The following is a 25444-nucleotide window of genomic DNA, read 5'->3' as shown; positions in this document are numbered from 1 at the left end:
GTTGGTTTGCACAGGGTTCTGAGCTTGCTCGCTGCAACCTCTCCCCGCCTGCGGGGGCGCGACGAGCTTCGCTCGCGCTGAGAGGTCGGATTGCATCGAAAGATGCAATCCGGGTGAGGGGGTACAGGTCCATCAACTCGCACCACCCGTGCGGCTGCCCCTCACCCCAGCCCTCTCCCCGTGAAGAACGGGGAGAGGGAGCGCACCGTCTCCTCCGCACCTCATAGATTGCCCATGCTGTCGCGCACCGCCGAAAACCTGTACTGGCTGGCCCGCTACGTCGAGCGCGCCGAGTACCTTGCCCGCACCATCGACGCCACCCTGCGCGTCACGGCGCTTCCCGCGGCCTATATCGGCAAGACCAATGAATGGGAATCGGCGCTGATGACCGCCGGCGTCAATGTCAGCTTCTACGAGCACTACTCCGAGGCCAACGAGCAGAACGTCGTCGAATATCTCTCGTTCAACCAGTCGAACCCGTCCTCGATCAAGAACTGCATCGAGGCCGCCCGTCTCAACGCCCGCTCGGTGCGAACCGCGTTGACGTCGGAGATGTGGGACACCCTCAACGGATCCTGGATCGAGCTGCAGGAAGTCTGGAGCAAGGGCGCCAAGACGCGCGAGGAGCTGGCGCGCTTCCTGCGCTTCGTGCAGGAGACCTCGCTGCGCTTCGACGGCTCGGCCTACCGGACCATGCTGCGCAACGACGCCTACTGGTTCTCGCGGCTCGGCCTGCATCTCGAGCGCGCCGACAACACCGCCCGCATCCTCGACGTCAAATATCACGTGCTGCTGCCCGAGGAGGAGCATGTCGGCGGCCCGCTGGACTACTATCAGTGGACCTCGATCCTGCGCTCGGTGTCGGCGCTCACGGCCTATCACTGGGTCTATCGCGAGACGCTGAAGCCCTGGCTGATCGCGGACCTCCTGATCCTCAACGACACGCTGCCGCGCTCGCTGGCGAGCTGCTACGGCAACCTCGTCCGCAATCTCGACCAGATCGGCGTCGCCTATGGCCGCCAGGGGGCGGCGCAGCGCCATGCCCGCGGCGTCCGCAACCGGCTCGACCACTCCAACATGGACGACATCTTCCAGCATGGCGTGCACGAGTTCATCCAGGAGTTCATCGCCGACAATTCGCGGCTCGGAGAGATCATCACCAAGCAGTACCTGATCTGAGCGCAGTGGAGACAGCGATCGCGGCCCGCTGGACTGTGTCTGCGAGACCACGTCCGGCACCCGGCGCCCTGCCCTCCGCCCGAGGGATCCTCCTCCCCCCTTTCAGGGAGAGGTGAAACGAGCTACCGCGGACAGCACATCTGACGAAGACTGGTCGACCGCCATGCGCCTGCGTATCTCCCATTCCACCACCTACCGCTACGAGCCGGCGGCGACCGGCGTCATCCAGATCATCCGCATGACGCCGGGCAGCAATGACGGCCAATATGTGGCGGAGTGGCAGATCGACGTGTCGACCGATTCCCGCCTCGACATGCATGAGGACGCATTCGGCAACGTCACCCATGTGATCACGCACGGCGCGCTCGAGGATCTCACAATCACGGCCGAGGGTCTGGTCGAGACCCACGACACCGGCGGCGTGCTGAAGGGAGCGGACGAGCGCTTCCCGCCCAGCTTCTTCCTCCGGCAGACGCCGCTTACGGCCGCCAATGCCGCCATGGCCGCAGTCGTGCGCGATCTGCGCGCGGAGTCCGAGAGCGACGTGCTCGGTCTTCTGCACACGCTGATGACGCAGGTCTACGAGCACATGACCTTCGACGAGGATCCGACCCACAGCGGCACCTCGGCGGCGGAAGCCTTCGGGCTGAAGCGCGGTGTCTGCCAGGACTATGCGCACATCTTCATTGCCTGCGCGCGCGCCGCCGGCATCCCCGCGCGTTTCGTGTCCGGCCACTTCCTGCGCTCCGATGGTGCGGTGCACCAGGAGGCCGGCCATGCCTGGGCGGAAGCCTATGTGCCGGATCTGGGCTGGGTCGGCTTCGACGCCGCCAACTGCATCTGCACCACCGACGCCCATGTCCGGGTCGCGATCGGGCTCGATTATCTCGGCGCGGCGCCGGTGCGCGGCACCCGCTATGGCGGCGGCACCGAGACGCTCACCGTCAAGGTGAAGGTCGAGCAGGTCGGCCGCGGCGGCCAGTCGCAATCGCAGTCGCAGCGCCAGTCCTGAATTCCGGAACGCGCGCCCGTAGCCCCGTAGCCCGCATGAGCGAAGCGACATGCGGGTTCTCCGAGAAAGCGCGTGAGATCCCGGATATCGCTCCCACCAGCGCCCTACGGGCGCCGGCTGCCGCTCATCCGGGCTACAGCACTGCGGGGTTGGAGGGACCGTCGATTTTCGCTAGTAATTCGCGCAATGGCTCGAGGGGACTGAGATGACCTATTGCTGCGGAATTCTGGTGCGTGACGGCCTCGTCATGATCGCGGACACCCGAACCAATGCCGGTCTCGACAACGTCTCGACCTTCCGCAAGCTGCACATCTTCTCCAATCCGGGCGAGCGCATCGTGGCGGTCGCCAGCGCCGGCAATCTCGCCATCAGCCAGTCCGTGCTGTCGACCTTGACCGAAGGAATGGAAGACCCCGACACCGGCGAGGTGGAGACGCTGATGAACGCGCCGACCATGTTCCAGGCGGCGCAGCGGATCGGCAAGGCGATCCGCATGGTGCACGCCACCGAAGGGCCGGCGCTGAAGGCCGAGGATATCTCGTTCGACGTCTCGTTCCTGTTCGGCGGCCAGATCAAGGGCTCGCGGATGCGGCTGTTCATGGTCTACACCGCCGGCAACTTCATCGAATGCACCACCGACACGCCCTATCTGCAGATCGGCGAGCACAAATACGGCAAGCCGGTGCTCGACCGCGCCATGCACTACGACGTCGAGCTCTACGAGGCGCTGAAGACGGGCCTGATCTCGATGGACTCGACGATGCGCTCGAATCTCGGCGTCGGCCTGCCGATCGACGTCCTGGTGGTGCGCGCGGAGGCCTGCGAGGCCGACCTCAATCATCGCATCGAGGCCGGCGAGCCCTATTTCCACGATCTCCGCTCGCGCTGGTCGGCGGCCCTGCGCGCGGCGCATAACAACATCCCGCGGCCGCCCTATAAGACTCAGAGCGAGTCAAAACACTGAAACTGCAAAACGCTTGAATTGAAGGTGAGGAAACATGGCTGAAGCGGCAAAGAAGATCGCGCTGGTGACGGGCGCAGGCACAGGGGTCGGCCGCGCCGCATCGCTGGCGTTGATGAACTCCGGCTTCACCGTGGTGCTGGCAGGGCGCCGCAAGGAGATGCTGGAGGAAACCGCCAAGCTCGGTCCGTCCGGCATGAGCCTCGCCGTGCCGGCTGACATGACGGACCCCGCCTCGATCGCGGCGCTGTTCGATACCGTGAAGTCGACCTACGGCCGGCTCGACGTGCTGTTCAACAATGCCGGCATGGGCGCGCCGCCGGTGCCGCTCGAAGACCTGACGCTGCAGCAATGGCAGCAGGTGGTCGCCACCAATCTCACCGCGCCGTTCCTGTGCACGCAGCACGCGTTCCGCATCATGAAGGGCCAGTCGCCGCGCGGCGGCCGCATCATCAACAACGGCTCGATCTCGGCGCATGCGCCACGTCCGTTCTCGTCGCCCTACACCTCGACCAAGCATGCGATCACGGGCCTGACCAAGGCCTCGAATCTCGACGGCCGCGCCTATGACATCGCGGTCGGCCAGGTCGACATCGGCAATGCCGAGACGCCGATGACCGAGCGCATGGTCGGCGGCGTGCTGCAGCCCGACGGCCGCATGATGCCGGAGCCGCGGATGGACGTGAAGGCCGTCGGCGACGCCGTCGCCTACATGGCCGGCCTGCCGCTCGACGCCAACGTCCTGTTCATCACGGTGATGGCGACGAAGATGCCGTTCGTCGGACGCGGCTGATCGCCGTTTCCGATCACGGCCCCCGCTCTCTCCTCACGTCATTCCGGGGCGCGCGAAGCGCGAGCCCGGAATCCATAGCCGCGAGCGGTTATTTGGTGCGAGATGGATGTGGCGCTCTTCTCCGCCACACGACGTGTCGCGATTATGGATTCCGGGCTCATCGCTGCGCGATGCCCCGGAATGACGGAGAAACCGTCGTCACAACCCGTTCTCTCCCCCGACGCGAGCCGATGCTGGCCCGCTACTCCAACCGCTCGACCTTCCTCAGCTCGGGAAACAGCTTCATCCACGCCAGCGCGATCGCGATCGTGCCGAGGCCGCCAAGGATGGCGGCCGGCATGGCGCCGAACAGCGCGGCGGTGACGCCGCTCTCGAACTGGCCGAGCTGGTTGGAGGCGTTGATGAACAGGAAGTTCACCGCGCCGACGCGGCCGCGCATCTCGTTGGGCGTGGCGAGCTGGACGAGGGAGAAACGGATCACGACGCTGATCGTGTCGGCGGCGCCGAGAATGGCGAGCGCTGCGACCGAAATCCACATCACCTGCGAAACGGCGAACACGACCGTCGCCGCACCGAACACGATGACCGCCTGGAACATGCGCAGGCCGACGCGCCGCCGAATGGTGTAGCGCGCCAGCACCGCCGTCATCGCCAGCGCGCCGACCGCGGGCGCGGCGCGCAGCACGCCGAGCCCGAACGGCCCGGTGTCGAGGATATCGCGCGCATAGATCGGCAGCAGCGCAGTGACGCCGCCGAGCAGCACGGCGAACAGATCGAGCGAGATGGTGCCGAGGATCGCCGGATTGGCGCGGATGAAGCGGACGCCGGCGAACAGATCGTCCTTGCTGCCCTCGAGCCGCTCGGCCGGCACGTCATCAGGCACCTGCATCAGGCCGGTCAGGGCCATGCCTCCGATCCAGAACAGCATCATGATGCCGTAGGGCACACCGGGCGCGACGGCATAGGCGAAGCCGCCGATCGCAGGCCCCGCGATGGTCGCGAGCTGCGCGGCACCGCTCGACAGCGCGCTCGCCCGCTGTAACGTGCCGGCCGGCGCGATCAGCGGCAGCAGCGCCGCGGTCGCGGGGCTCTCGAACGCGCCCGCAATGCCGAGAACGAAGACTGCCGCGAACAGCTGGAATTCGCCGAGCTGGCCGGTAGTGGCGCCCCAACACAGATAGAGCGCGGTCAGCGCCTCGACGAGCTGACAGAGCTGCACGACGCGCTTGCGCTGGAATCGGTCGGCGGCGCTGCCGGCGACGAACACCAGCAGGGCCGTTGGCAGGAACTGGATCAGCCCGACCATGCCGAGCTCGAAGGCGCGCCCGGTCAGATCGTAGATCTGCCAGCCGATCGCCACCGCCGCGATCTGGCTCGCAAAGCGCGACAGGCTGCGGGACGACAGGAAGAACAGGAACGCGCTCTGCTTCAGGAGATCGCGCGCGCCGATCGGGACGGTGGACGACATGATGCGCCTGCGTGACGCAGCCCTCATGGCTTGTCAATCGCGGGCCCCGCATGGCCGCGCGGCATTGCACGCGGCAGTCCCCTGCGCTCATAATGAAACGGGGTTCGGGGGATCTGATGCTTCAGCTGCAATCGGGGTTCGGGATCGTCGCGCTGCTCGCGATCGCATGGGCGCTCGGCGAAAACCGGCGCGCGGTGTCGTTGAAACAAGCCGGGCTCGGGCTGGTGGTGACGCTCGTGACGGCCATCGTCCTGCTCAAGGTCCCCGCCGTCGCCCGCGCGTTCGGCGCCATCAACGATGTCGTGGGCGCCATCTCGTCGGCCTCCCGGGCCGGCACCTCGTTCGTCTTCGGCTATGTCGGCGGCGGCGCCCTGCCCTTCGAGCTGAAGGCGCCCGGTGCCGATTTCGTGCTCGCCTTCCAGGCGCTGCCGATCGTGCTGGTCATGAGCGTGCTCACGACGCTCTTGTTCTACTGGCGAGTTCTGCCGCCCTTGGTGCGCGGCATGGCCTGGCTGCTGGAGCGCACCCTCGGCGTCGGCGGCGCGGTCGGCCTGTCGACGGCCGCGAATGTCTTCCTGGGCATGGTGGAAGCGCCGCTGTTCATCCGGCCATATCTCGCGCAGATGACACGCAGCGAATTGTTTCTCGTCATGACCGGCGGCATGGCCGGCATCGCCGGCACCGTGCTGGTGCTCTACGCCACGCTGCTGGCGCCGCTGATCCCCGACGCTGCCGCGCATTTCGTCATCGCCTCGGTGCTCGGCGCGCCGGCGTCGATCCTGATCAGCCTGATCATGGTGCCAGAGACCTCGAAGCAGCTCACCGGCGGCGCGCTCGCAGATCCCGGGACCGAGGCCACCTCGACCATGGACGCGATCGTCAAGGGCACCAGCGCCGGGCTCGAGCTCTTGATGAACATCGTGGCGCTGCTGCTGGTGCTCGTCGCGCTGGTGCATCTCGCCAACGCGATCCTGTCGCTGCTGCCCGCCATCGGCGGCGCCGACATCTCGCTGCAGCGGCTGCTCGGCCTCGTCATGGCGCCGGTATGCTGGCTGATGGGCCTGCCATGGTCAGAGGCCGTCACCGCCGGCAGCCTGATGGGCACCAAGACGGTGCTGAACGAGCTGATCGCCTATGTCGAGCTGGCGAAGCTCGATGCAGGCGCGCTCGATCCGCGCGCGCGGCTGATCATGCTCTATGCGATGTGCGGCTTCGCCAACTTCGCCAGCCTCGGCATCATGATCGGCGGCCTCGGCACCATGGCGCCGACGCGGCGCGACGAGATCAACGCGCTCGGCCTCAAGTCAATCGTCTCGGGCACCCTCACCACCTGTCTGATGGGTGCGATCGTCGGCCTGCTGACGTAAGCTGAGCTCCGTCGTCTGCGGAAGCAGCAGCGGCGCGATCCGGGCCATCACATGGCGCGAGCCCGCCGCGGTGAGATGCGCGTGGTCGAAGGACAGCGGGACGTCGCCGGCGGTGAGCGGGCAGCGGCCGTCCTCGCAGACCGCCGACAGGATCGAGACGTAGGAAAAGCCCTCGCCACTCGGCAGCGCAGCCTGCATCGCGGCATCCAGCGCAAAGATGTCCGAGCGGACGAATGCCGCGGGATCGGGCGTCACGCCGCGCAGGGTGGCGCGTGCCAGCATCGACGGCAGCCGCGCGCGGAACTGCACGGAGGGACCGAGCAGGACCACCGGAATGCCGGCCTCCTGCAGCCGTTGCAGCGTCTGCTTGAGGTCGCGCACCATGCCGGCGAACCGCGGCGGGCGCGCGTTCTCCAGCCAGTCCGCCGACATCACCACGAGGTCGGGCCGCGCTTGCGCGAAATAGTCGCGCATCTGGCTCGCCAGGGCGCGGCAGGCCGCGACGCCCTGCGTCTCCGCGCTGAAGGTCGGCATGCAGGTGGGCTGGCTCGCCTGCATGATGTTGACTGTGTCCTGATCGAGCTGGGCCCTGAGGCCGTGATAGTAGTGGGCCGCAAAACTGTCGCCCCACAGCAGCACATTGGTCTTGCCGGCCACCGCCTGCAGACAATCCTCGGCGACCCGGCCGTCCGGTGTCGTGAAGCAGGTGCCGTAGCGATAGACCGGCTTCATGTCGTAGGCATTGTAGGCGTCCAGCCGCTGCGCCGCGCGGTCGTTGTCAGACACCGCGCCGGCGCGCAGCAGGCCGACGCCGCTGCCGGCCAGCAGCAGCAGGCTCGCCAGCGCCGCAAGACCGAACGCGGCGCGCGGAGTCGCCGCGAGCCGGCGGTTGCGGAACGGCTGCTCGATGAAGCGCCAGGACAGCGTGGCGACCGCGACCGTGAGGACGAACAGGGCCGCCCGCTCCCAGCCGTCGAGCGCGAGACCGGGCTTGGCGAAGCGCGCGAAGGCGAACAGCGGCCAGTGCCAGAGATACAGCGAATAGGAGATGCGGCCGAAGAACGCCGCCACGCCGAGCGGCGACAGCGGGCTGCGCGGCACATTGGCCACGCCGGCGCCGCTCCACAGGAACAGCGCCGCACCGAGGCATGGCGCCAGCGCGTCGACGCCGGGGAAGCCCGGTCCGGGGCGCAGCGCCAGGATCGGCACCGCCATCAGCAGCAGCGACAGCGCGCGGGCGCCGCGCTGAACGAGACCCGGCCGCGGCGCGGGAAGGCCGGATATCGCGACCAGGCTGCCGAGCAGGAATTCCCAGGCGCGCGGCGGGCTGAGGAAGAACGCGCTCGCGGACGCGCCGCCGCGCATCAGCATCAGGCCGAGCGCGAACGAGCCTGTGGCAAGCAGCGCGAGAGTGACCGGCAGCGCGAGCCTGTGGCCGCGCGCCAGCCGCAGCACGGCCCAGACCACCACGGGCAGCACCAGATAGAACTGCTCTTCGACCGCCAGCGACCAGGTATGCAGCAGCGGCTTCTCGACCGCCGCGTGGTCAAAATAGCCGGACTGCAGCCAGAAGAAGATGTTCGAGGTGAAGGTGACGACGGCGGCCGCGGAACGGAGGAACTCGGCGCGCTCGGAGCCCAGCATGTCCTGCGACGCCGGGAGCGCCGCGAACGCCACCATGGCGTAGAGCGCCGGCAGCAGCCGCCGCACCCTCCGCTCGTAGAATTGCGCGAACGAGAAGCGGCCCTGCGCCATCTCTGCCGCGATGATGCCGGTGATCAGGTATCCTGAGATGACGAAGAAGATGTCGACGCCGACGAAGCCGCCGAAGATCGCCGGCGCCTCGAAATGGAATGCGACGACGGAGAGCACCGCAATGGCGCGCAGCCAGTCGATGTCCTCGCGATGGCCTGCACCTGAAGCCGAGCCGGCGCCCGCGTTGGCGATGCGAGGCTGCATCGATGCACGCGTGCGAGGCGCGCACGCAATGGTCGGAGCGAACTGGACGACGAAGCGCGGCAACGGGACGGGTACGCCTTTACGCAAGCCCGCGATGAATACGTCTGACGGATTCGTCGCCGGCCCATCCGTCCCAATGACGCGAGACCGGATGTCAACACACACGCGCGATGGGACCGCCGTCCACCGCGTCGCGGATGTTTCCATCCATTTCTGTCGGCTTTACGTCGACAGTTCGACGGTTTTGAAGTCGGCCGGCAGGATCACCTCGAGCAGCTCGACGTCGTCGGAATAGTCGAGGATCATGTGGCGGATCTTCGGCGGCTGGGTCCAGCAGCTGCCCTCCTTCATCAGCGTCTCGCCGACGCCTTCGAGGTAGCTCTTCACCCAACCCTTGAGCACATAGACCATCTGGAAGTCGACCGCATGGGTGTGCAGCTTGGAGACTTCCTGCGGATTGCACGGTGGCAGCATGCGGATGACATGCGCGCGCGCCAGGCCGTGGGTCGCGTCGGCGATGCCGAGGTCGCGATAATGCGCATAGGCGCGCAGGCCGTCGGCCTTGAAGTCCTCCTCGCGGTGATGGCTGATCGCGACCTTCTGCTTGCGCCGGCGCGGCGCCGGTGCTGGCCGCCCCTTGCTCACGAGCGCCTTGCGCGCGGACGGTGTGGCCGCCCTGCCCGGCTTGGCGGCTGTCTTGGCGACAGTCTTCGCCGTCGGCCTTGTCTTTGCGACCTTACGCGGCGCCGCCTTCGCGGCGGCGCGTGATGATGATGTGGTGCTGCGGCTCTTCTTGGCCATGGCGCTCTCCCTGCGAGTCCTCGGGTCAGAGGCTATCACAATTGGGGGGACTCGGCAGAGCTCCAACAAAGGTCGTCATTCCGGGGCGTGCGCAGCACGAGCCCGGAATGACACCGATGGCGGGGTTGTCAGCTCAATGCAGCACGAACACGCCGTCGACGGCGCGCAGCTCGGCGGGCTTGATCAGCTTGGAATGCGCCACGGTGACCGAGTACAGCGGGCCCTCGATCTTCTCCTCCCAGAACGCCAGGAAGTCCTGCAGCGCAGGGAATTTCGGAAACAGGTCGTAGTTCTGCCAGACATAGGTCTGCAGCAGCGAGCGATGGTCCGGCATCCGATACAGGATCTGCGCGGTCGTCAGCCCGTAACCCAGCACCTGTTTCCGAAAGTCCTCGGAAACCTCAACCCTCGACACCATGCCAACCTCCGTTTCTGGAGCGCATGTCCGTGTGGCCAACCGGGGATGGAGCCACCCGGCAACGATGCGCTCACTGCCTAGAAATGTGACGCATGTCCTCAACCCATCTCAAGCTTAAATGTTTAACGACATGTTGAAAAATGCTGCATTAGCAGCCACTTAGCCCAGGTGCTAATACGGGGTTTCGCGGTTCGTTCCGCCTCCGTTAACGCTGTCGGAACGCTTTGGCAGAGCCCGCGATCGACTGCTAATTTTTCTGCTACAAGGCCTTGCCCGGCATAAAACTCTCCCCTAAATCCAGCCCGCGTGCTGGCACTCGCTGGCGCCGACTGCCAAATCTCCAGAAACTGACAATCGCTTCAATACCTTAGGAGGACTGTATGGCTTTCCGTCCGCTTCACGACCGCGTCGTGGTCAAGCGCATCGACGCCGAAGAGAAGACCGCTGGCGGCATCATCATCCCCGACTCGGCCAAGGAAAAGCCCTCGCAGGGCGAAGTGATCGCGGTGGGCCCCGGCGCCCGCGACGAGAGCGGCAAGCTGGTCCCGCTCGACGTTCAGGTCGGTGACCGCGTGCTGTTCGGCAAGTGGTCGGGCACCGAGGTCAAGATCGACGGCCAGGAGCTGCTCATCATGAAGGAAAGCGACATCATGGGCGTGCTCACCGACACCGCGGCGAAGAAGAAGGCCGCCTAAGCGCCGTTGCCCCTCGTCCTGAGGAGCCGGCTTTAGCCGGCGTCTCGAAGGATGAGGCCCCAACCACCTCCTCATCTCGTCCTTCGAGACGCCCGCTGCGCGGGCTCCTCAGGACGAGGATCTCGATCAAAACCAGGGAAACCCAATATGTCAGCGAAAGACGTAAAGTTCGGCGTCGAAGCCCGCGACCGCATGCTGCGCGGCGTGGACATTCTCGCCAATGCCGTGAAGGTCACGCTCGGTCCGAAGGGCCGCAACGTCGTCCTCGACAAGTCGTTCGGCGCTCCGCGCATCACCAAGGACGGCGTCACCGTCGCCAAGGAGATCGAGCTCGACGACAAGTTCGAGAACATGGGCGCGCAGATGGTGCGCGAGGTCGCCTCGAAGTCCGCTGACGCGGCCGGCGACGGCACCACCACCGCGACCGTGCTGGCCCAGGCCATCGTGCGCGAAGGCGCCAAGGCGGTTGCCGCCGGCATGAACCCGATGGATCTGAAGCGCGGCATCGACCTCGCGGTCGAGGCGGTCGTCGCCGATCTCGTCAAGAACTCCAAGAAGGTCACGTCGAACGACGAGATCGCCCAGGTCGGCACCATCTCCGCCAACGGCGACTCCGAGATCGGCAAGTTCCTCGCCGACGCCATGAAGAAGGTCGGCAACGAGGGTGTCATCACGGTCGAGGAAGCCAAGTCGCTCGAGACCGAGCTCGACGTCGTCGAGGGCATGCAGTTCGATCGCGGCTACATTTCTCCGTACTTCGTGACCAATGCCGACAAGATGCGCGTTGAGATGGACGACGCCTACATCCTCATCAACGAGAAGAAGCTGTCGTCGCTGAACGAGCTGCTGCCGCTGCTCGAGGCCGTGGTGCAGACCGGCAAGCCGCTGGTGATCGTCGCCGAGGACGTCGAGGGCGAGGCGCTGGCCACGCTCGTCGTCAACCGTCTGCGTGGTGGCCTGAAGGTTGCTGCCGTCAAGGCGCCGGGCTTCGGCGACCGCCGCAAGGCCATGCTGCAGGACATCGCGATCCTGACCGGCGGCCAGGCGATCTCGGAAGATCTCGGCATCAAGCTCGAGAACGTCAACCTCTCCATGCTCGGCCGCGCCAAGAAGGTGATGATCGACAAGGAGAACACCACGATCGTCAACGGCGCCGGCAAGAAGGCTGACATCGAGGCGCGCGTGGCGCAGATCAAGGCGCAGATCGAGGAGACCACCTCGGACTACGACCGTGAGAAGCTGCAGGAGCGTCTGGCCAAGCTCGCCGGCGGCGTCGCGGTGATCCGCGTCGGCGGCGCGACCGAGGTCGAGGTCAAGGAGCGCAAGGATCGCGTGGATGACGCGATGCATGCGACCCGCGCGGCTGTCGAGGAAGGCATCCTGCCGGGCGGCGGCGTCGCCCTGCTCCGGGCCTCCGAGCAGCTCAAGGGCGTCCGCGCCAAGAACGAGGACCAGAAGACCGGCATCGAGATCGTCCGCAAGGCGCTCTCCGCCCCGGCCCGCCAGATCGCGATCAACGCGGGCGAGGACGGCTCGGTCATCGTCGGCAAGATCCTCGAGAAGGAGCAGTATGCGTACGGCTTCGACTCGCAGTCGGGCGACTACGTGAACATGGTGTCCAAGGGCATCATCGACCCGACCAAGGTCGTGCGCGCCGCGATCCAGAACGCAGCCTCGGTTGCAGGCCTGCTGATCACCACCGAGGCGATGGTCGCCGAGCTGCCGAAGAAGAACGCCGGCGGCCCCGCGATGCCTCCGGGCGGCGGCATGGGCGGCATGGACTTCTAAGTCCGGCCATCTCGCGAAGACAACGAAGGGCGCGGCGCGAGCCGCGCCCTTTTTGTTTGAGACAATTCTCAGATGGAGGTCGGGGCATAACGAGCACTCAGGAATGCAGAACAACCCTTGCGAATTTATTCAAAGACAATCTACCATAAATAGCGCTCAAAAAATTATGGAGGAAACACATGGCCGCAACCGAAGATGCTCAATCACTTGAAGCCGCGCACGGTCAGAAGATGATTGAGATCAAATTGCGATTCTGGACCAACGATATTGCGCCAGAAAAGGGCAAAGTCATCCCGAAGCACGCTTGGTCAGCCGGCGTTGTACGTATTGAGAAGAACGATGCACATGGCATTGAACCTGGATCCCCTAAACCCTTCCACAGCCTCCTAGACGTCGGAGCTGTAATCGAGAAAGTCTTGCTGGAGCAGGACATTGTTCTTCATACGTCGAAGAAGATGGCAAAGTACTTCAAGTAGCAGCTGGCACCCGGGAACAGCGAAGACACCAACCGGCGACCACCGGAGACGATGATGCCCCGCCTGCGCACCCATCCCGGCGAAGTGCTCCGCGAGGAATTCCTTCTTCCTCTCGGCCTGTCCGCGCGTGCTCTCGCGAAAATACTGGACGTTCCGCCCAACCGCCTCACCGAGATCATGCGCGGCACCCGCGATGTCACGGCCGATACCGCGCTCCGGCTGGGCCGCTACTTCGGCACCGACCCACGCTTCTGGATGAACCTGCAGACTGCCCACGATCTCTCGAGGGCGGAGCAGACGCAGAACTACAAGAAGATCATCCCGCGCGACGCGGCTTGAACCATTGCCGCTTAGGCTGCGTAGCCCGGATGAGCGAAGCGACATCCGGGGTCTCACGCGCTGTGTCGGTGAACCCGCATGTCGCTTGCGCTCATGCGGGCTACGATGGCGCGCTCAATCCCTGAACGGATCGAACTCGCGCTCGCCGGCCATCGACACGGCGAACGGCCGCAGTATCCTAGGCCGCCAGCGACTTAATGTCGCCTCCCGACTCACTAATCGCCTCCTGGAGGATTAGATAGAGCTTATCCAAAAACTCCCGCGCATCTTCCGTCATCGCTGCACTCATATGGGGAGCGGCTTCATGGTGGATATCGTTGATCAACTCGGCTCGATGGCCTGCAGATCCTTTACCTGCGAATTGATACGCTTGCCGCCATTTTGACAATTGATCATCTCGTAGGCGAACCGAAACGAGGTCATGCAATCTTGAGAACACAAGTTGGCGTATTGGATCAAGCGCAGCCTCTCTCTCTTCCTCCGAGGCTGGCACATTCTTCCAATCTGCCGGCCTATCAAGCCATTTTGCCGCTTCCTCTTGAAGGCAAGCAATCAAATCCGCAACAGGCCGCAGATTGCTGTATTCATCTCCCCCATTGGCTAACCGCCGACTGAGCGCCCTTATACGGGTCCAATGCTCCTTCGAAATTCCGTCATAATATCCAATTCCCAAACGCCCTTGCCAAGGATTTCGGAATGCATCGATTGCGTCTCTCATTGCAATCTCCAGTCCCTTGAACTGATAAATTGGAACGCTTGTTGTCGGCTCTTTCGGAACGATAGCGTCCTGCATGATGCCCAAAAGCTTCGAAAGCTCCTTGATAAAGCCGGAAGGCACTTTGTCGACAGATCTATTGAGCCCCCCAAGAAACACCGATCTCTTTTCGATTTGACGGTCCAGAGCACCAGCGATTCCGGAGCCAACGCTATCTCGGATACTTGCAACCGCGTTCTTGATCGAAGCCGTAACGTGATCTTTCTTCTGAGCGAAAGATGAAAGGTTTGCTCCCCGGACTTGGTCGAAGTGGGTAAAAACGACAGAAAGCTTGCTTGAAAACCCGCTGCTTCCAACCGTGCGTAGCAACGCCAGAGGCGCCGCCTGCATCGGCTGCTGTGCATTGTCGACCAGCAAAATGAGATCTATCGATTCGAATTTCTGAGTGATACGAGTGGAAATCGACGAAGCATCATTTGCCGTATGACCGATCCCTTCTCCATCGATCAAAACTAATCTTGGCTTATCGAGCTCTCTCTCAAATTTTGGATAGAATGGGCCGCGGACCCGTATCCCCTCAACCAATGGAGTGAGAAGTCTGCCGAACTGCAGGTGATGATTACTCGAAAACCAGCGCACGTTCGACAAAAACTTAGCACGATCAGGCTCGCGGTAAGTCCAACTCGTTGGCCAACTAGAACTCCCAAGCTCCACCTCTCCCTCGGCAATCATATCAAAACGACGGAAAACGTCCTCCATAATATCGATTCCGAGCTCGGAAAACGCCGAATCGTAAAAAACTTCATTCGCAAAAATTTCGAGCCAAGCGGCGCGGTCATCCGCCGACATGTCTGCACGAAGCTCTCCTATTTCTCCGCGAACGCGCAGCTCTACCGTCGACACAATCGTTCCAATTGACGCGAGATATTGATCTAGCTGAGCTTGATTTTCTTCCCGCTCTTTCGCACTCACCATTTCGTCGCTTGCAATCACAGCAACGTCAGTTGGCTCGTCCTCAAATAAAAACTCACCATCATCAACGTCCCCCTCGGATGACGAGTATCCACCTAAAATGTACGAAAGCCTGAACCGCTGCTCCTCGTGCTGCAGGAGAGACGCGATTATCTTTTCTGACGAACTGCCCTGTACGGCTTCGAGACAAGCAGATTCAACACATTCATCAACATAAGCACGGACTTTGTGCTCCGGCATAAACGTAACTACTGCCTCGAATGGGCCATCTGACGTCACAATTTCTGTGTCCGCAGTTGTCGTCTTCGCGGTAGAGGTCGACGGAAAGCGATCCTCCTCGTGATCCGATCCAATTAGATGACGTAACAGCGTCGTCTTTCCGGCCCCCGTAGTTCCCAAAAACAGGACGCGACTATACCCCTCACCAGCCGTAGGCAGGGGAATGACTTCCTCCCGCTTCGCAGACGAATCAAATGAGCCCGCCTCCACTCCATCAAAGAAAATCGCTACCACAATGGGATCGAAGGAATGATCCGCGTCTTTACGCTTGTCCGCGCTCCACCAATTCTCATCACTCAGAAGAATGTTGAGTTGCCCAACTAATTCATCTGCACGCTCATCGTCTGACGTTCCAAGCCCCCTTCTCACCTTCAGGCCTTTTCGATTTTTGCTGTCGGTACGAACTGGATGACGGAAAGTGACGCTCCAGCCTGGACGGTTCGATCGGACCTTGGACGCCGTAAACTGATTTGACATAATCATCTCCGTTGTTCTTCGTTGTTCCAAATGCAAGCTCTATATTCCGAACATGCGGCGGCTGTCAAGAACAACATAGAACAACACAGCGCCGCACCAGAACTCCAATGATTTCTAGCGCTTAACGCGAAAGGCCGCCCGTGGGCGGCCTTTCCTATGAACAATGCGGTCTGGCACCGCAGCCCTACCCCGCATCGGGCGCCTTCAGCCGCACCAGCCGCGTCAGCAGCGCATCCAGGCCTGCACCCTCACCGGCATGCAGGTCGATGCGGCCGACCTTTTCGACCAGGCGCTCCAGCGACTCCAGCTCCTTGAGCCGCAGCAGCAGCGGGTTCTCCTCCATCAGCTTGGCGGTGTTGAGGAGCGAGCGCGTCGCCGCGGTCTCCTCCTGGCGACGGATCAGGTTGGCCTTCGCCAGCCGCTCCGCCTCGACCACCTTGTTGACGAGGTCGCGGATCTCGCCGGGCAGGATCACGTCCTTCACGCCGAGCTCCGTGATCTCCACGCCCGAGCCGTCGAGCCGCGCGCGCACGTAGTCGCGCAGCTCCGCGTCGAGCGAGGCCTTCGCCGCCAGCACCTCGTCGAGCGTGCGCGACGCCACCGCCTCCCGGATCGCGAACTGCACCAGCCGGTACAGCCACGCATCCACGTCGGGCGACGTCGCCACCGCCGCCTCCGGATCAACGATCCGGCGAAACGTCGTCAGCGTCACCCGCAGCGCGATGCGATCCTTGGTCAGCATCTCCTGCGCGGTGATTTCGAGCACCGTGGGCCTGAGATCGAGGCGCTTGACCTCGATCTTGCGGCCGACCGCCCAGAAGGCATGCCGGCCCGGCGCCAGCCGCTCGGTCAGCCTGCCGTCGACATGGAGCAGACCGGCCTCGTGGTTCTCGACCACGGCCTCGGTCACGATGCCCGGCCGGTTGCGCTCGATCATCGCCAGGTGCCGCGCGCTCACGCGCACGTCGCTGGTGATGTCGATGCGCTCGACCTCGACATCAGTCGCGACCGTCCAGTAGACGCGGGTCTGCCAGGGCGTGAGCAGATGCGTCGGCCGGCCGTCGAGGCTGACGATCGCGATCTCGTTCGCGCCGGTCTCCACCGCCTCGAACAGCTCCGCGGCGAGATCGGGCCGTGCGGCCTTCAGCACCGCGTAGCGCTCGGTGGTGTATTCGGTGCGGACGACGTCGAACACCTGCACCTTCAGCCGGTGCAGCGGATCGAGCAGCGCATGGCGGCCCGGCGCGAGCACGCGCACGAGCTGGCCGTCACGCCAGACCAGCGCCCGCTCACCATCCTCCACCGTCACGGTCTTCGTCACCAGATGCCAAGTCACAACACACTCCCACGGTTTGCTTTCCGGCCCATCGGCCGGAATGCTGATGTCATCGATCAAAGGACGTGAGGACCGGACGACGCTTCCTGCGTGAACCGAGCGGGCCGAGGCTTGAGCGTCTGACGATGCCGGGCGCACGCGCGCGGTCACGCGAGCCATAAGCCCGAGCGTCCTTGCGCAGCCTTCCCGACATCTTCGGACGCGGCATCCACCGCGGCGCAGAGCCGGCTCTACAGTGTCTTTGATCTGGTCGAAATGCCCTCGAAATTTTCTTGGGCAAAACGGCCGGACCGCGACTGAAGCGCGCGTCCGGTCCTCGTCAGAGGCGATTAGCTTTTCAGGCTAAACGGAAGCGCTGGAGCGGGAGTCGAACCCGCGACCCGATGAATCATAATCATCTGCTCTATCCAACTGAGCTATCCTTTGGTGGTGTCGACCGGAATCGAACCGATGCCTTCGGGCCTTCAACCCGACGCTCTCCATGAGCTACAGACTCCTTGCTCTTTGCGACGACGGAACACGGGACCGGACACCGGCCGCGCCAGTCGGGATCTCAGCGAGCCCGAACCAAAGTCATCACGAAGGATCGTTCTGCTACATGCAATTCCCATTTTGCGCAAGGCGGACATCTCGCTCATCTTCACTGTCAGTCTCGTCGTTACTAATTAGATACACTTCGATCTCTCGATCATCAAAAAATGTCGCCCGCATGAGCGAAGCGGCATGCGGGTTCATACACGCAGCTCGTGATACCCCGGATATCGCTGCGCTCATCCGGGCTACAAACGCGCTACTACAAGCACGTGACCACCACGTAGCCCGGATGAGCGCAGCGACATCCGGGTTCACACGCGCAGCTCGTTGGACACCGCATGTCGCTCACGCCGCCGCCCGGCGGGCGACGACGCGAGCTCACCCGGGCACCACGGCCATCATCAGCGCTCCAGCTCCACGTCCCAGTAGAGATAGTCCTGCCACGTCTCGTGCAGGAATCTCGGCGGGAACAGGCGCTGTGCGGCCATCAGCTCGTGCCGCGTCGGCTCGAACGGCGGCCGCTGCGGCTTGAGGTGACGCCGGTCCTTGCGCGCGTTGCAGGGACTGCAGGCGGCCACGATGTTGATCCACGACGTCTCGCCGCCATCGGCGCGCGGCACCACGTGGTCGAACGTCAGCTCGCCGTGGAGATAACGGCCGCTACAGTACTGACACGTGAAGCGATCGCGCAGGAAGACGTTGAAGCGCGTGAACGGCACGCGCGTCGCCGGTCTGACGTAGTCGCGCAGCGCGATCACCGACGGCAACCGCATCGTGACGCTCGGGCTGCAAACGACCCGATCGTACTCGGCAACGACGACGTGCGATCCGCCGACCACGGCCCTGACCGCATCCTCCCAGCTGAACACGGACAGCGGAAAGTAGCTCAGCGGCTGGAAGTCGGCGTTGAGAACCAGCGCCGGATTTGTTGCTGACATCGTCGACCTCCTCTCTCGGCTCGTGATCTCATCGGGTCATGTTGGCGCCCATGACGGGAATCGAACCCGCCTTACCGGATCGACAGTCCGGTCCCTTCGCCAGATGGGAACATGGGCCTGTTCGTCGCGCCCGGCCTGCGCCGGCACGATCATGGTCAATCAGTCGAATCCAGCCGGAGCATGCTCCGGCCGAACGCCATTGATGTAGTCGAGATAGATCTGGCGAGCGCGCGCCTCGCTGACGCCGCGGCAGGCCATGACGATGCGCACGAAGGCAAGCGCCACCGGCGAGCACAGTGCTCGCGTGTGGTCGGTTGTCTCGGAATCTGGGCTCATCATGCGGGTCATCAGACCCTCCGCTCTTGGTGCGGAGGGTCGAGATCCCGCCGCGAGTTACACTTGTGCTGGAATTCGCAGTCCCGATTTGTCCAGGGACAGCACGAGATTGGCAGGACCCTGACAGGCGACGCCCATGCCGGACCCATCGCGCGACCAGGCAAACGGTCGTTCGTTGGCGGGGGCGTGCGCGAGATGTGAGCGTAGGCTCAACACGGTCGTGGTCCTCAAGAGCGCGCCGGCAAACGGCGCATCGATTTCGATGGGGCAGAGCTATGCGCAGAATTTCCCGAAGCCGTCAAGGCCGCAGCGCGAAGCGATGGCGTTGCAGTCCCCTGCACCGCGACAGATTTGCAACAACCAGACTGCTCGTCGGGCAAATCAGTTGCGCATTCTCGCGAGCTACAAGGTCGCAAATGGTCATTCGAGCGATCGAAAATGCGTGCGCGCGTAAACTCGTTTGTCGAGCACAGCCAATGGGATCGCCACGCTCACCGCCAAGCCCGAACATTTTCCTCTTTCCAAAAATCAGAAATCATGCATTCTATGCCGGTCCCGTCCTCATGAGAGGGGCGCTTCGCGATCGTCATGAACGTGGAGGGCGGGATGCGGTGGGCGCATCGCCTCGCAGCGTGACTTCGGTCATGCCGACGAACGCGGAGATGCGCACGGCGAAGTCGTGATGTCCTGACACCCCGACGCTGGTGTCAAGGTCGAGAGAGAGACGAATGCTCCGACCGATGGTGGCCAGACAGCCGGCGCACCAGGGAGACCACGTATAAGCCGTCAATCCATCGCGCGGGGAATGCCGGATGATGCGGCTGAACCTGTGGTGACTGCCGCCTGCTTTCTTTGTTGCAGGCGGGCCATGGGTGAGGCCCTCACCCGGCATTCCCCGCGCCCTCTTGTTTGCAGAGGGTGATCCAAAGCCAAGGCTCGAACGCGAAAGCGGGTGCGAGGCTGATGACGCATGCCGGGCATCATTGTGAGCGAAGCGCCTGTGCGGCGGCTCTCTCAGTTCGTCATTCCGGGACAGCCGCGCAGCGGCTGGGCCCGGAATCCATACTTCCGATCGTGTTATGGATTCCGGGCTCAGCCCTGCGGGCTGCCCCGGAATGACGATGCGGAGAGAGCAGACGAAAATCCGGTGCCGAAATGACGAAGAGGACCGAGTCGGCGCTATGACAACGGCAGAACGTGGCCGGCGCCGCTCACTCGATGCGGGCGAGGACGGCGAGCTTGCGGATGCCCTTGTTCTTGTAGGCATCGAGGAACGCGTAGTAGTCGCGGAACGACACGCAGCCGTTGGAGTCGCCGTTCGGGCCGAGCATGAACGTGTGCGCCAGCAGGCCGTTGCGGCCGTGGATGGCGTCCTCGCCGCCGATCGGGTTGAGCCGCAGCGCCGGCACGCCATGGAACAGCGCCTCGCGCGGCTTCAGCTCGTAGATGTGCGGCGGCGTGACGCCGCGCATCTTGATCTTCTCCGAGCTCGGCTTGTCGAGGTTCTCGCCGAGGCCGGAATGCGCCTCGAGCTTGGTGCCGTCGGGCAGATACACCGCCTTGGCCGAGATGTCGTAGACCGCGGTGCTCAAATCATACGGCGGCCGGCCGCCGCGGGTCGGATCCTTGGCGATGCTGGCGGTGATGTTGGAATCAGCCGAGGCGTAGGCCAGGAGCCCGCCATCCTGGTTCTCCGGCTTGCCCCAGAGCTTTTCCTGGATCGAGTGGCGATCACCCGCGATCGACAGCACCGCCGCCTTGGCGCGCTCGGTCATCGCGCGCAGCGAGAAGCCGCTGCTCTTCGGCGCATTGGCCTCGGCAGCCTGCGCCGGCGTCACGGGCTGCTGCGGCTGCGCGGCCGGCTTGGTATTGGCGAGCGCCAGCTGCATCGGCGGCCGGGCATCCTTCTTCGGCGCCTCGGCAACCTTCGCAGGCTCAGCCGACTTGGCTTCGGACGGCTTCGTCTCGATCTGCCTGGCCTCGACGGGCCTGGGCGGCGCGGCTTCGGCGAGCTTGGACAGCGGCGGCGCGCCGTTCGCGGCGTTGGAGGCCACGCCCTGCGGCACGGCCGCGCCGAAGCGGTCGTTGAACATCTGCGGCGTGATGGCGGCGACCGTGGTGACGGGGGGAGATTCCGGGAAGGCCGAGAAGGCGTCGCCTACCGCTTCGGCGGCGCTGCGTGTCGCCAGCCGCGGCGCAGGGCGCACGACGGGCTCGTCCTGCTCGATGCTGCCCAGGGTCGGATAGGCGTCGGCCGCGATGATCTTGGTATAGACCGTCACGGCGCAGCCCCCGATCAGGCATGCGATTGCCGCGCCACCGATCAATTTGTGAGAGAACGCGATCAGGGAGGACTTCCTGCGATTTCGTGCGGCCAACGCAGCTCGACTGTTACTCATTCACTCACGCCCGAACGAATACTCGACAACTCTCGCTCGATGCGCCACGGACACCCGCTTTGCATCTCGCAGAAGCACAGAGCTTCATTAAGGCGACTTTTAGTTAAATGCTGATTAAGTTTTGGCGGATTAGGGGCGGGTTAACCTTCAGGGCCTGTTTTGCCGTCAAAGAGGGCGGAAACAGGGCAAAACTGCAGCCACATGCAATATTACCGTACCGGGAAAATCCGGAGAGGCAGCATCCGTCGGCTGCGCCGATCCGTAAAACAGCGCACGCCGCGTTAACGATTGGGCCGGGGCGGCGGCGCGCGATCGATGATCTCTCGTTTGCGCGCGCTGACGAGGTAAAGGCCGCAGATCTCGCCGGTCGAAAGCCCCCGCTCCGGCAGGCCGGGCGCGACAAGCGCATCCGTAGCAACCCGGAGCTACAGGCGCTGTGGCCGCTGGCGGCAGTATGGTACGGGACGATTCTCTGCGACACTCCGTCGGCGAATCGTACCGCGTCCGCTCCCTGCCGAGACGACACGAGAGGACCTCTCCATGCAGATCCCCGACCGGAAGCTGGCCTTCGTGCTGGCCTCGACCAATCAAGGTACGATGATCGTCAACCGGCTCGACTATCGCATGATCGACGCCAACCGCGGCTACGGTGTCGGCTTCCAGATCCTCAACACCGGCGCGTTCGATCCGGCAGAGGTGCAGCTCGCCGTCCGCCTGCTCGGCGTGCGCCGCAGGCACTATGGCGACGGCGCGGTCGCAATCGACTGTGGTGCCAATATCGGCGTCCACACCGTCGAATGGGCGAAGGCGATGACCGGCTGGGGATCCGTGCTCTCGATCGAGGCGCAGGAGCGGATCTACTACGCGCTCGCCGGCAATATCGCGATCAACAACTGCTTCAACGCGATCGCGATCCATGCCGCGGTCTCCTCGGAGCGCGGCGTGCTCAACATCCCAAGCCCGAACTATCTGACCCCGTCGAGCTTCGGCAGCCTCGAGCTGCGCCAGCGTCCCAACACCGAGTTCATCGGCCAGGCCATCGACTACGCGAACGATACCGTCGAGGTGCGCAAGCTTCCGCTGGACGATTTCAACCTGCCGCGCTGCGACCTGATCAAGCTCGATGTCGAGGGCATGGAGCTCGAGGCGCTCGAAGGGGCGGCGGCGACGATCGAGCGCTGCACGCCGATCATGCTGGTCGAGAAGATCAAGACCGATGCCGACCAGTTGCGGCAATGGTTCGATCGCCGCGGCTACAAGACCGTCGACGCCGACATCAACATGGTCGCGATCCACGGCCGGGACAAGGCGCTGGCCGATATCATCCCGCAGGCCTGAGGCGCGCGTCAGCGCTGCAGCTCCGGCGGCGGCGTGCGGTCGAGGAGCTCGGCCTTCGGCTCGCCGAGCGAGTAGAACGCGTAGGTCTCGATGGTCAAGGGCCCGCGCTTGCGCGCGGCCTCGCCGACCTTCTCGATGCGGCCGAACGTTTTGCTCACGTAGACCCGCGTCGCGATCTGTGCCTCGTCGACGAACAGTTGCGTCCCCGCGAGCTTGGCCGGATCAGGCTCGGGAAAATTGACCCAGCGGATGCGCTGGATCGGCTGCAGCACGCAGGTCCCCGGCGGGAGATAGAACGACAGCCAGGCGGTGGTGCCATAATCCATCGTCAGCACGCAGGAGGCGCCGACGCGCACGCGTGCCGCCTCGATCTCGTCGGCCAGTGGGCGCCAGCCGACGCCGACACTGCGCACCGTGGCGTCGCGCCGGTAGCCGGACAGCAGGCCCGTGTTCGCCTGCACGATCAGCGCAACGAACATCACGACGCCGGCGGGCAGCGCCCAGCGCAGGCAGAATGCCGCGGTGCGCTGCTCGCGCGCCGACCAGGCGACGAGATGGGCCGCCGCCGCAGCAGCCACTACGAAGGCCGGATAGATTGGCGCGAACCAGTTGGCCTCGACGCGGGCGTGCAGCGAATGCCAGACGAAATAGGCGACGATGACCCAGACCATCGCCTCGATCAGGACGCGTGCCGCCGCGTCCCCTGCCCGGCGGCGGGCCAGGCCATAGAGGCCCATCACGCCGAGGATGAAGACCAGCGGGGTGGCGAAGGCGAACTGCGTCGGGATGATCTCGGCGATGTAGACGGGCCTGACCGCCTCGACCCTGGCGCGGCCGAGCTGCTTGATGAACGACACCCATTGGTGATCGGCATTCCACAGGATCACCGGCGAAAACAGCGCCAATGCGACGAGGCCGCCGAGATAGGGCCAGGGCGAGGCCAGCCAATGGCGCAGCCTCGGCACGGCAACGAGCCAGATCAGGATCGCCGCGCCGAAGAACAGCGATGTGTATTTCGACAGCAGCGCCGCGCCGACCGCAGCACCGACGGCGAGCCACCAGACGCCCCTGCCGGTCTCCAGCAGCTTGGCGCAGAAGAACAGCACGAAGCTGGAGGCGACCAGCAGCGGCGCGTCGGGGGTCACGATCAAGGTGCCGACTGCCGCCATCAGGGTGACGTTGAGCAGCAGCGCCGCGGTCGCCGCCACGCGCACGCCGCCGAACAGGATCTCGGCCGTGCGATAGACCGCATAGCTCATGGGCAGGCCGAGCAGGATCGAGACCAGCCGCACGCCGAGCTCGCTGTCGCCGGCGATCAAGGTGCCCAGCCGGATCACGACCGCCACCATCGGCGGATGGTCGTAATAGCCGCCGGCGAGATGCTTCGACCACATCCAGTAATAGGCTTCGTCGAAAGTGATCGGCGTGACCGCGGCCGCGATCAGCCTGACAATGACGAGGCCTGCGATGGTCAGCCAGACATTGCGGACCAGCCGGGCGTCGTCGGCGCCTGCCGCAGAGGTCATCGCTTGCGCCAGACGAACAATCCGGAGATCGCGTAATTCCACACCACGCCCATCAGCGCGCCGGCCGCGCCCGCCAGCCACCAGATCGGCTCCTGGTCGTAGACCGAGAAGGCGACGCCGACATTGGCCAGCAGCCCGACCGAGCAGACCAGATAGAACACGAGCAGGCCGCGCAGGATGGCAAAGCCCTTCAGCCGCTGGTCGCGATAGGTGAGGAAGTTGTTGAGGATGAAGTTCGAGGTCATCGCCACGAAGGCGCCGAGCGCCTGTGCCTCGGCGAACGGCATGTCGAACAAATTGAGACCGAGAAACAGCGTGGCGAGATGGACCACCAGGCCGGTGCCGCCGACCATGGCGAACAGCAGGAAGCGCAGCGACACCACGTCGTTGGTCATCTTGGCCAGCACGAGGCCGAGGAAGTCGAGCGCGACCATCGAGTCGAGCTTGCTCTCGCCATGCAGGCGCGAGCCGAACGTATAGGGCACCTCGACCGTCTTCAGACCGCCCTCGGCGCTGGCGATGATGTCGAGCAGGATCTTGAAGCCCTGCGTCGACAGTTTTGGCGCGATCTCCTCGAACCGATCGCGGCGGATCATGAAGAAGCCGCTCATGGGGTCGTTGACCTCGACCTTGAGCGCGCGGCGCGCGATCTCGGTGGCGAAGGCGCTGGCCCCGGCCCGCTTGCTGTCGAAGCTCGCCGCGCTGCCGCCCTCGATGTAGCGGCTGCCGACCACGAGCTCGGCCGCGCCGCTCTGCAGCAGCGACAGCATCTTCGGCAACTGGGTCTCGTCGTGCTGCAGATCGGCGTCGATCACAGCCGCATAGGGCGCGCTGGCAGCCAGGATACCCTCGATACAGGCACCGGACAGGCCGCGCCGGCCGATGCGGCGGATGCAGCGGACGCGCTGGTCGTTGCGCGACAGTTCGCGCACCACCTGCCAGGTGCCGTCCGGCGAGTTGTCGTCAACGAACACGACCTCCCAGGGCACGTCCTTGAACGCCGCCTCCAGCCGCCGATACAGCGTGGTGACATTGTCGCGCTCGTTGAAGGTCGGAACGACCACCGAAACGATCGGAATTTCAACGGTTTGCTGGGCCACTTGCGGGGCCGGTCGGAGGGCGTCGGTCATGGTGCGGATGCGTATATCCGCCGCGTTCCGCACTGCCAAGCGCGACGGCCGCCGGAAACTGCAAAAAGGGCGAACTGTGGTGCCGCCGTGCACCGCCGCGAATCCGGCCCAAAAACGCCAACGACCACAAACAAAGGGCGCGCGTACATCCGGCGCAGCCGCTCTGCCGTGGTCGTCTCGGTGCCGGAGCCGTTGAGCTCGACGTCAC

General features: G+C 64.3%; 21 protein-coding genes and 3 tRNA genes. 10 read left to right on the top strand and 14 right to left on the bottom strand.

What is annotated here, in order from left to right:
- The first annotated feature begins 234 nt into the window (after nt 1–234).
- The 4 genes from ACQR1D_RS10705 (at nt 235) to ACQR1D_RS10690 (ending at nt 3945) form a co-directional block, all read left to right on the top strand.
- Complete coding sequence (locus ACQR1D_RS10705; RefSeq protein WP_315801100.1) at nt 235–1179, top strand: alpha-E domain-containing protein; 945 nt, start codon at nt 235–237, stop codon at nt 1177–1179.
- A gap of 163 nt (nt 1180–1342) precedes the next feature.
- Nucleotides 1343–2191, top strand: coding sequence for a transglutaminase family protein (locus ACQR1D_RS10700; protein ID WP_315801101.1), 849 nt, complete (start codon nt 1343–1345; stop codon nt 2189–2191).
- A gap of 205 nt (nt 2192–2396) precedes the next feature.
- Nucleotides 2397–3155: a peptidase gene (locus ACQR1D_RS10695; RefSeq protein ID WP_315714729.1), complete on the top strand. Its 759-nt coding sequence runs from the start codon at nt 2397–2399 to the stop codon at nt 3153–3155.
- A 34-nt stretch (nt 3156–3189) separates the two neighbouring features.
- Nucleotides 3190–3945 carry an SDR family oxidoreductase gene (locus ACQR1D_RS10690; protein WP_315801102.1) on the top strand — a complete coding sequence of 252 codons (756 nt, stop codon included), beginning with the start codon at nt 3190–3192 and terminating at the stop codon, nt 3943–3945.
- A 241-nt stretch (nt 3946–4186) separates the two neighbouring features.
- On the opposite strand, the gene ACQR1D_RS10685 is transcribed toward ACQR1D_RS10690, so the two are convergent.
- Nucleotides 4187–5413 carry an MFS transporter gene (locus ACQR1D_RS10685; RefSeq protein ID WP_434838404.1) on the bottom strand — a complete coding sequence of 409 codons (1227 nt, stop codon included), beginning with the start codon at nt 5411–5413 and terminating at the stop codon, nt 4187–4189.
- A gap of 116 nt (nt 5414–5529) precedes the next feature.
- Between ACQR1D_RS10685 and ACQR1D_RS10680 the strand changes: the two genes are divergently transcribed.
- The gene (locus ACQR1D_RS10680) at nt 5530–6780 is read left to right on the top strand and encodes a NupC/NupG family nucleoside CNT transporter (protein WP_434838405.1); all 1251 of its coding nucleotides are present in this window, start codon (nt 5530–5532) and stop codon (nt 6778–6780) included.
- On the opposite strand, the gene ACQR1D_RS10675 is transcribed toward ACQR1D_RS10680, so the two are convergent.
- From ACQR1D_RS10675 to ACQR1D_RS10665, 3 genes are all read right to left on the bottom strand, one after another.
- Entirely contained in the window at nt 6718–8739 is a 2022-nt protein-coding gene (locus ACQR1D_RS10675) for an acyltransferase family protein (protein WP_434894010.1), read from the bottom strand. The two genes, ACQR1D_RS10680 and ACQR1D_RS10675, sit on opposite strands and share 63 nt — an antisense overlap.
- Nucleotides 8740–8961: 222 nt before the next feature.
- Nucleotides 8962–9540: a cupin domain-containing protein gene (locus ACQR1D_RS10670; protein ID WP_434894009.1), complete on the bottom strand. Its 579-nt coding sequence runs from the start codon at nt 9538–9540 to the stop codon at nt 8962–8964.
- A gap of 133 nt (nt 9541–9673) precedes the next feature.
- Entirely contained in the window at nt 9674–9958 is a 285-nt protein-coding gene (locus ACQR1D_RS10665; RefSeq protein WP_315801107.1) for an usg protein, read from the bottom strand.
- A gap of 380 nt (nt 9959–10338) precedes the next feature.
- Between ACQR1D_RS10665 and groES the strand changes: the two genes are divergently transcribed.
- The 4 genes from groES (at nt 10339) to ACQR1D_RS10645 (ending at nt 13256) form a co-directional block, all read left to right on the top strand.
- Nucleotides 10339–10653 carry a co-chaperone GroES gene (groES, locus tag ACQR1D_RS10660; RefSeq protein WP_315801108.1) on the top strand — a complete coding sequence of 105 codons (315 nt, stop codon included), beginning with the start codon at nt 10339–10341 and terminating at the stop codon, nt 10651–10653.
- Nucleotides 10654–10800: 147 nt separating this feature from the next.
- Complete coding sequence (gene groL / locus ACQR1D_RS10655; RefSeq protein ID WP_257166717.1) at nt 10801–12441, top strand: chaperonin GroEL; 1641 nt, start codon at nt 10801–10803, stop codon at nt 12439–12441.
- Between the two features lie 179 nt (nt 12442–12620).
- A complete protein-coding gene (locus tag ACQR1D_RS10650) occupies nt 12621–12917 on the top strand; it encodes a hypothetical protein (protein WP_434838408.1) in 297 nt (98 codons plus the stop codon).
- 54 nt (nt 12918–12971) lie between these two features.
- Nucleotides 12972–13256, top strand: coding sequence for a HigA family addiction module antitoxin (locus tag ACQR1D_RS10645; protein WP_434838409.1), 285 nt, complete (start codon nt 12972–12974; stop codon nt 13254–13256).
- A 178-nt stretch (nt 13257–13434) separates the two neighbouring features.
- On the opposite strand, the gene ACQR1D_RS10640 is transcribed toward ACQR1D_RS10645, so the two are convergent.
- From ACQR1D_RS10640 to ACQR1D_RS10605, 8 genes are all read right to left on the bottom strand, one after another.
- Nucleotides 13435–15699: a hypothetical protein gene (locus ACQR1D_RS10640; protein WP_434838410.1), complete on the bottom strand. Its 2265-nt coding sequence runs from the start codon at nt 15697–15699 to the stop codon at nt 13435–13437.
- A 184-nt stretch (nt 15700–15883) separates the two neighbouring features.
- Nucleotides 15884–17035, bottom strand: coding sequence for a slipin family protein (locus ACQR1D_RS10635; protein WP_434838411.1), 1152 nt, complete (start codon nt 17033–17035; stop codon nt 15884–15886).
- Between the two features lie 356 nt (nt 17036–17391).
- A tRNA-His gene (locus ACQR1D_RS10630) sits at nt 17392–17457 on the bottom strand.
- A 2-nt stretch (nt 17458–17459) separates the two neighbouring features.
- Nucleotides 17460–17532, bottom strand: a tRNA-Phe gene (locus ACQR1D_RS10625).
- 438 nt (nt 17533–17970) lie between these two features.
- The gene (locus ACQR1D_RS10620) at nt 17971–18507 is read right to left on the bottom strand and encodes an HNH endonuclease (protein WP_434838412.1); all 537 of its coding nucleotides are present in this window, start codon (nt 18505–18507) and stop codon (nt 17971–17973) included.
- A 42-nt stretch (nt 18508–18549) separates the two neighbouring features.
- Nucleotides 18550–18624, bottom strand: a tRNA-Asp gene (locus ACQR1D_RS10615).
- Nucleotides 18625–18666: 42 nt separating this feature from the next.
- The gene (locus ACQR1D_RS10610; RefSeq protein WP_434838413.1) at nt 18667–18855 is read right to left on the bottom strand and encodes a hypothetical protein; all 189 of its coding nucleotides are present in this window, start codon (nt 18853–18855) and stop codon (nt 18667–18669) included.
- Nucleotides 18856–20054: 1199 nt separating this feature from the next.
- The gene (locus tag ACQR1D_RS10605) at nt 20055–21242 is read right to left on the bottom strand and encodes a tlde1 domain-containing protein (RefSeq protein ID WP_316176924.1); all 1188 of its coding nucleotides are present in this window, start codon (nt 21240–21242) and stop codon (nt 20055–20057) included.
- Nucleotides 21243–21782: 540 nt separating this feature from the next.
- On the opposite strand from ACQR1D_RS10605, the gene ACQR1D_RS10600 reads away from it, so the two are divergent.
- A complete protein-coding gene (locus ACQR1D_RS10600) occupies nt 21783–22580 on the top strand; it encodes an FkbM family methyltransferase (RefSeq protein WP_316215964.1) in 798 nt (265 codons plus the stop codon).
- A gap of 8 nt (nt 22581–22588) precedes the next feature.
- On the opposite strand, the gene ACQR1D_RS10595 is transcribed toward ACQR1D_RS10600, so the two are convergent.
- Nucleotides 22589–24106: a glycosyltransferase family 39 protein gene (locus tag ACQR1D_RS10595; RefSeq protein ID WP_434838414.1), complete on the bottom strand. Its 1518-nt coding sequence runs from the start codon at nt 24104–24106 to the stop codon at nt 22589–22591.
- Nucleotides 24103–25236, bottom strand: a complete 1134-nt coding sequence (locus ACQR1D_RS10590; RefSeq protein ID WP_315801118.1) for a glycosyltransferase family 2 protein — start codon at nt 25234–25236, stop codon at nt 24103–24105. The genes ACQR1D_RS10595 and ACQR1D_RS10590 overlap by 4 nt, the downstream gene beginning before the upstream one ends.
- Between the last annotated feature and the right edge of the window lie 208 nt (nt 25237–25444).

This window comes from Bradyrhizobium sp. HKCCYLRH2047 (assembly GCF_051168175.1).
GTDB lineage: Bacteria > Pseudomonadota > Alphaproteobacteria > Rhizobiales > Xanthobacteraceae > Bradyrhizobium.
This window is presented reverse-complemented; position numbering and strand designations above follow the sequence as displayed.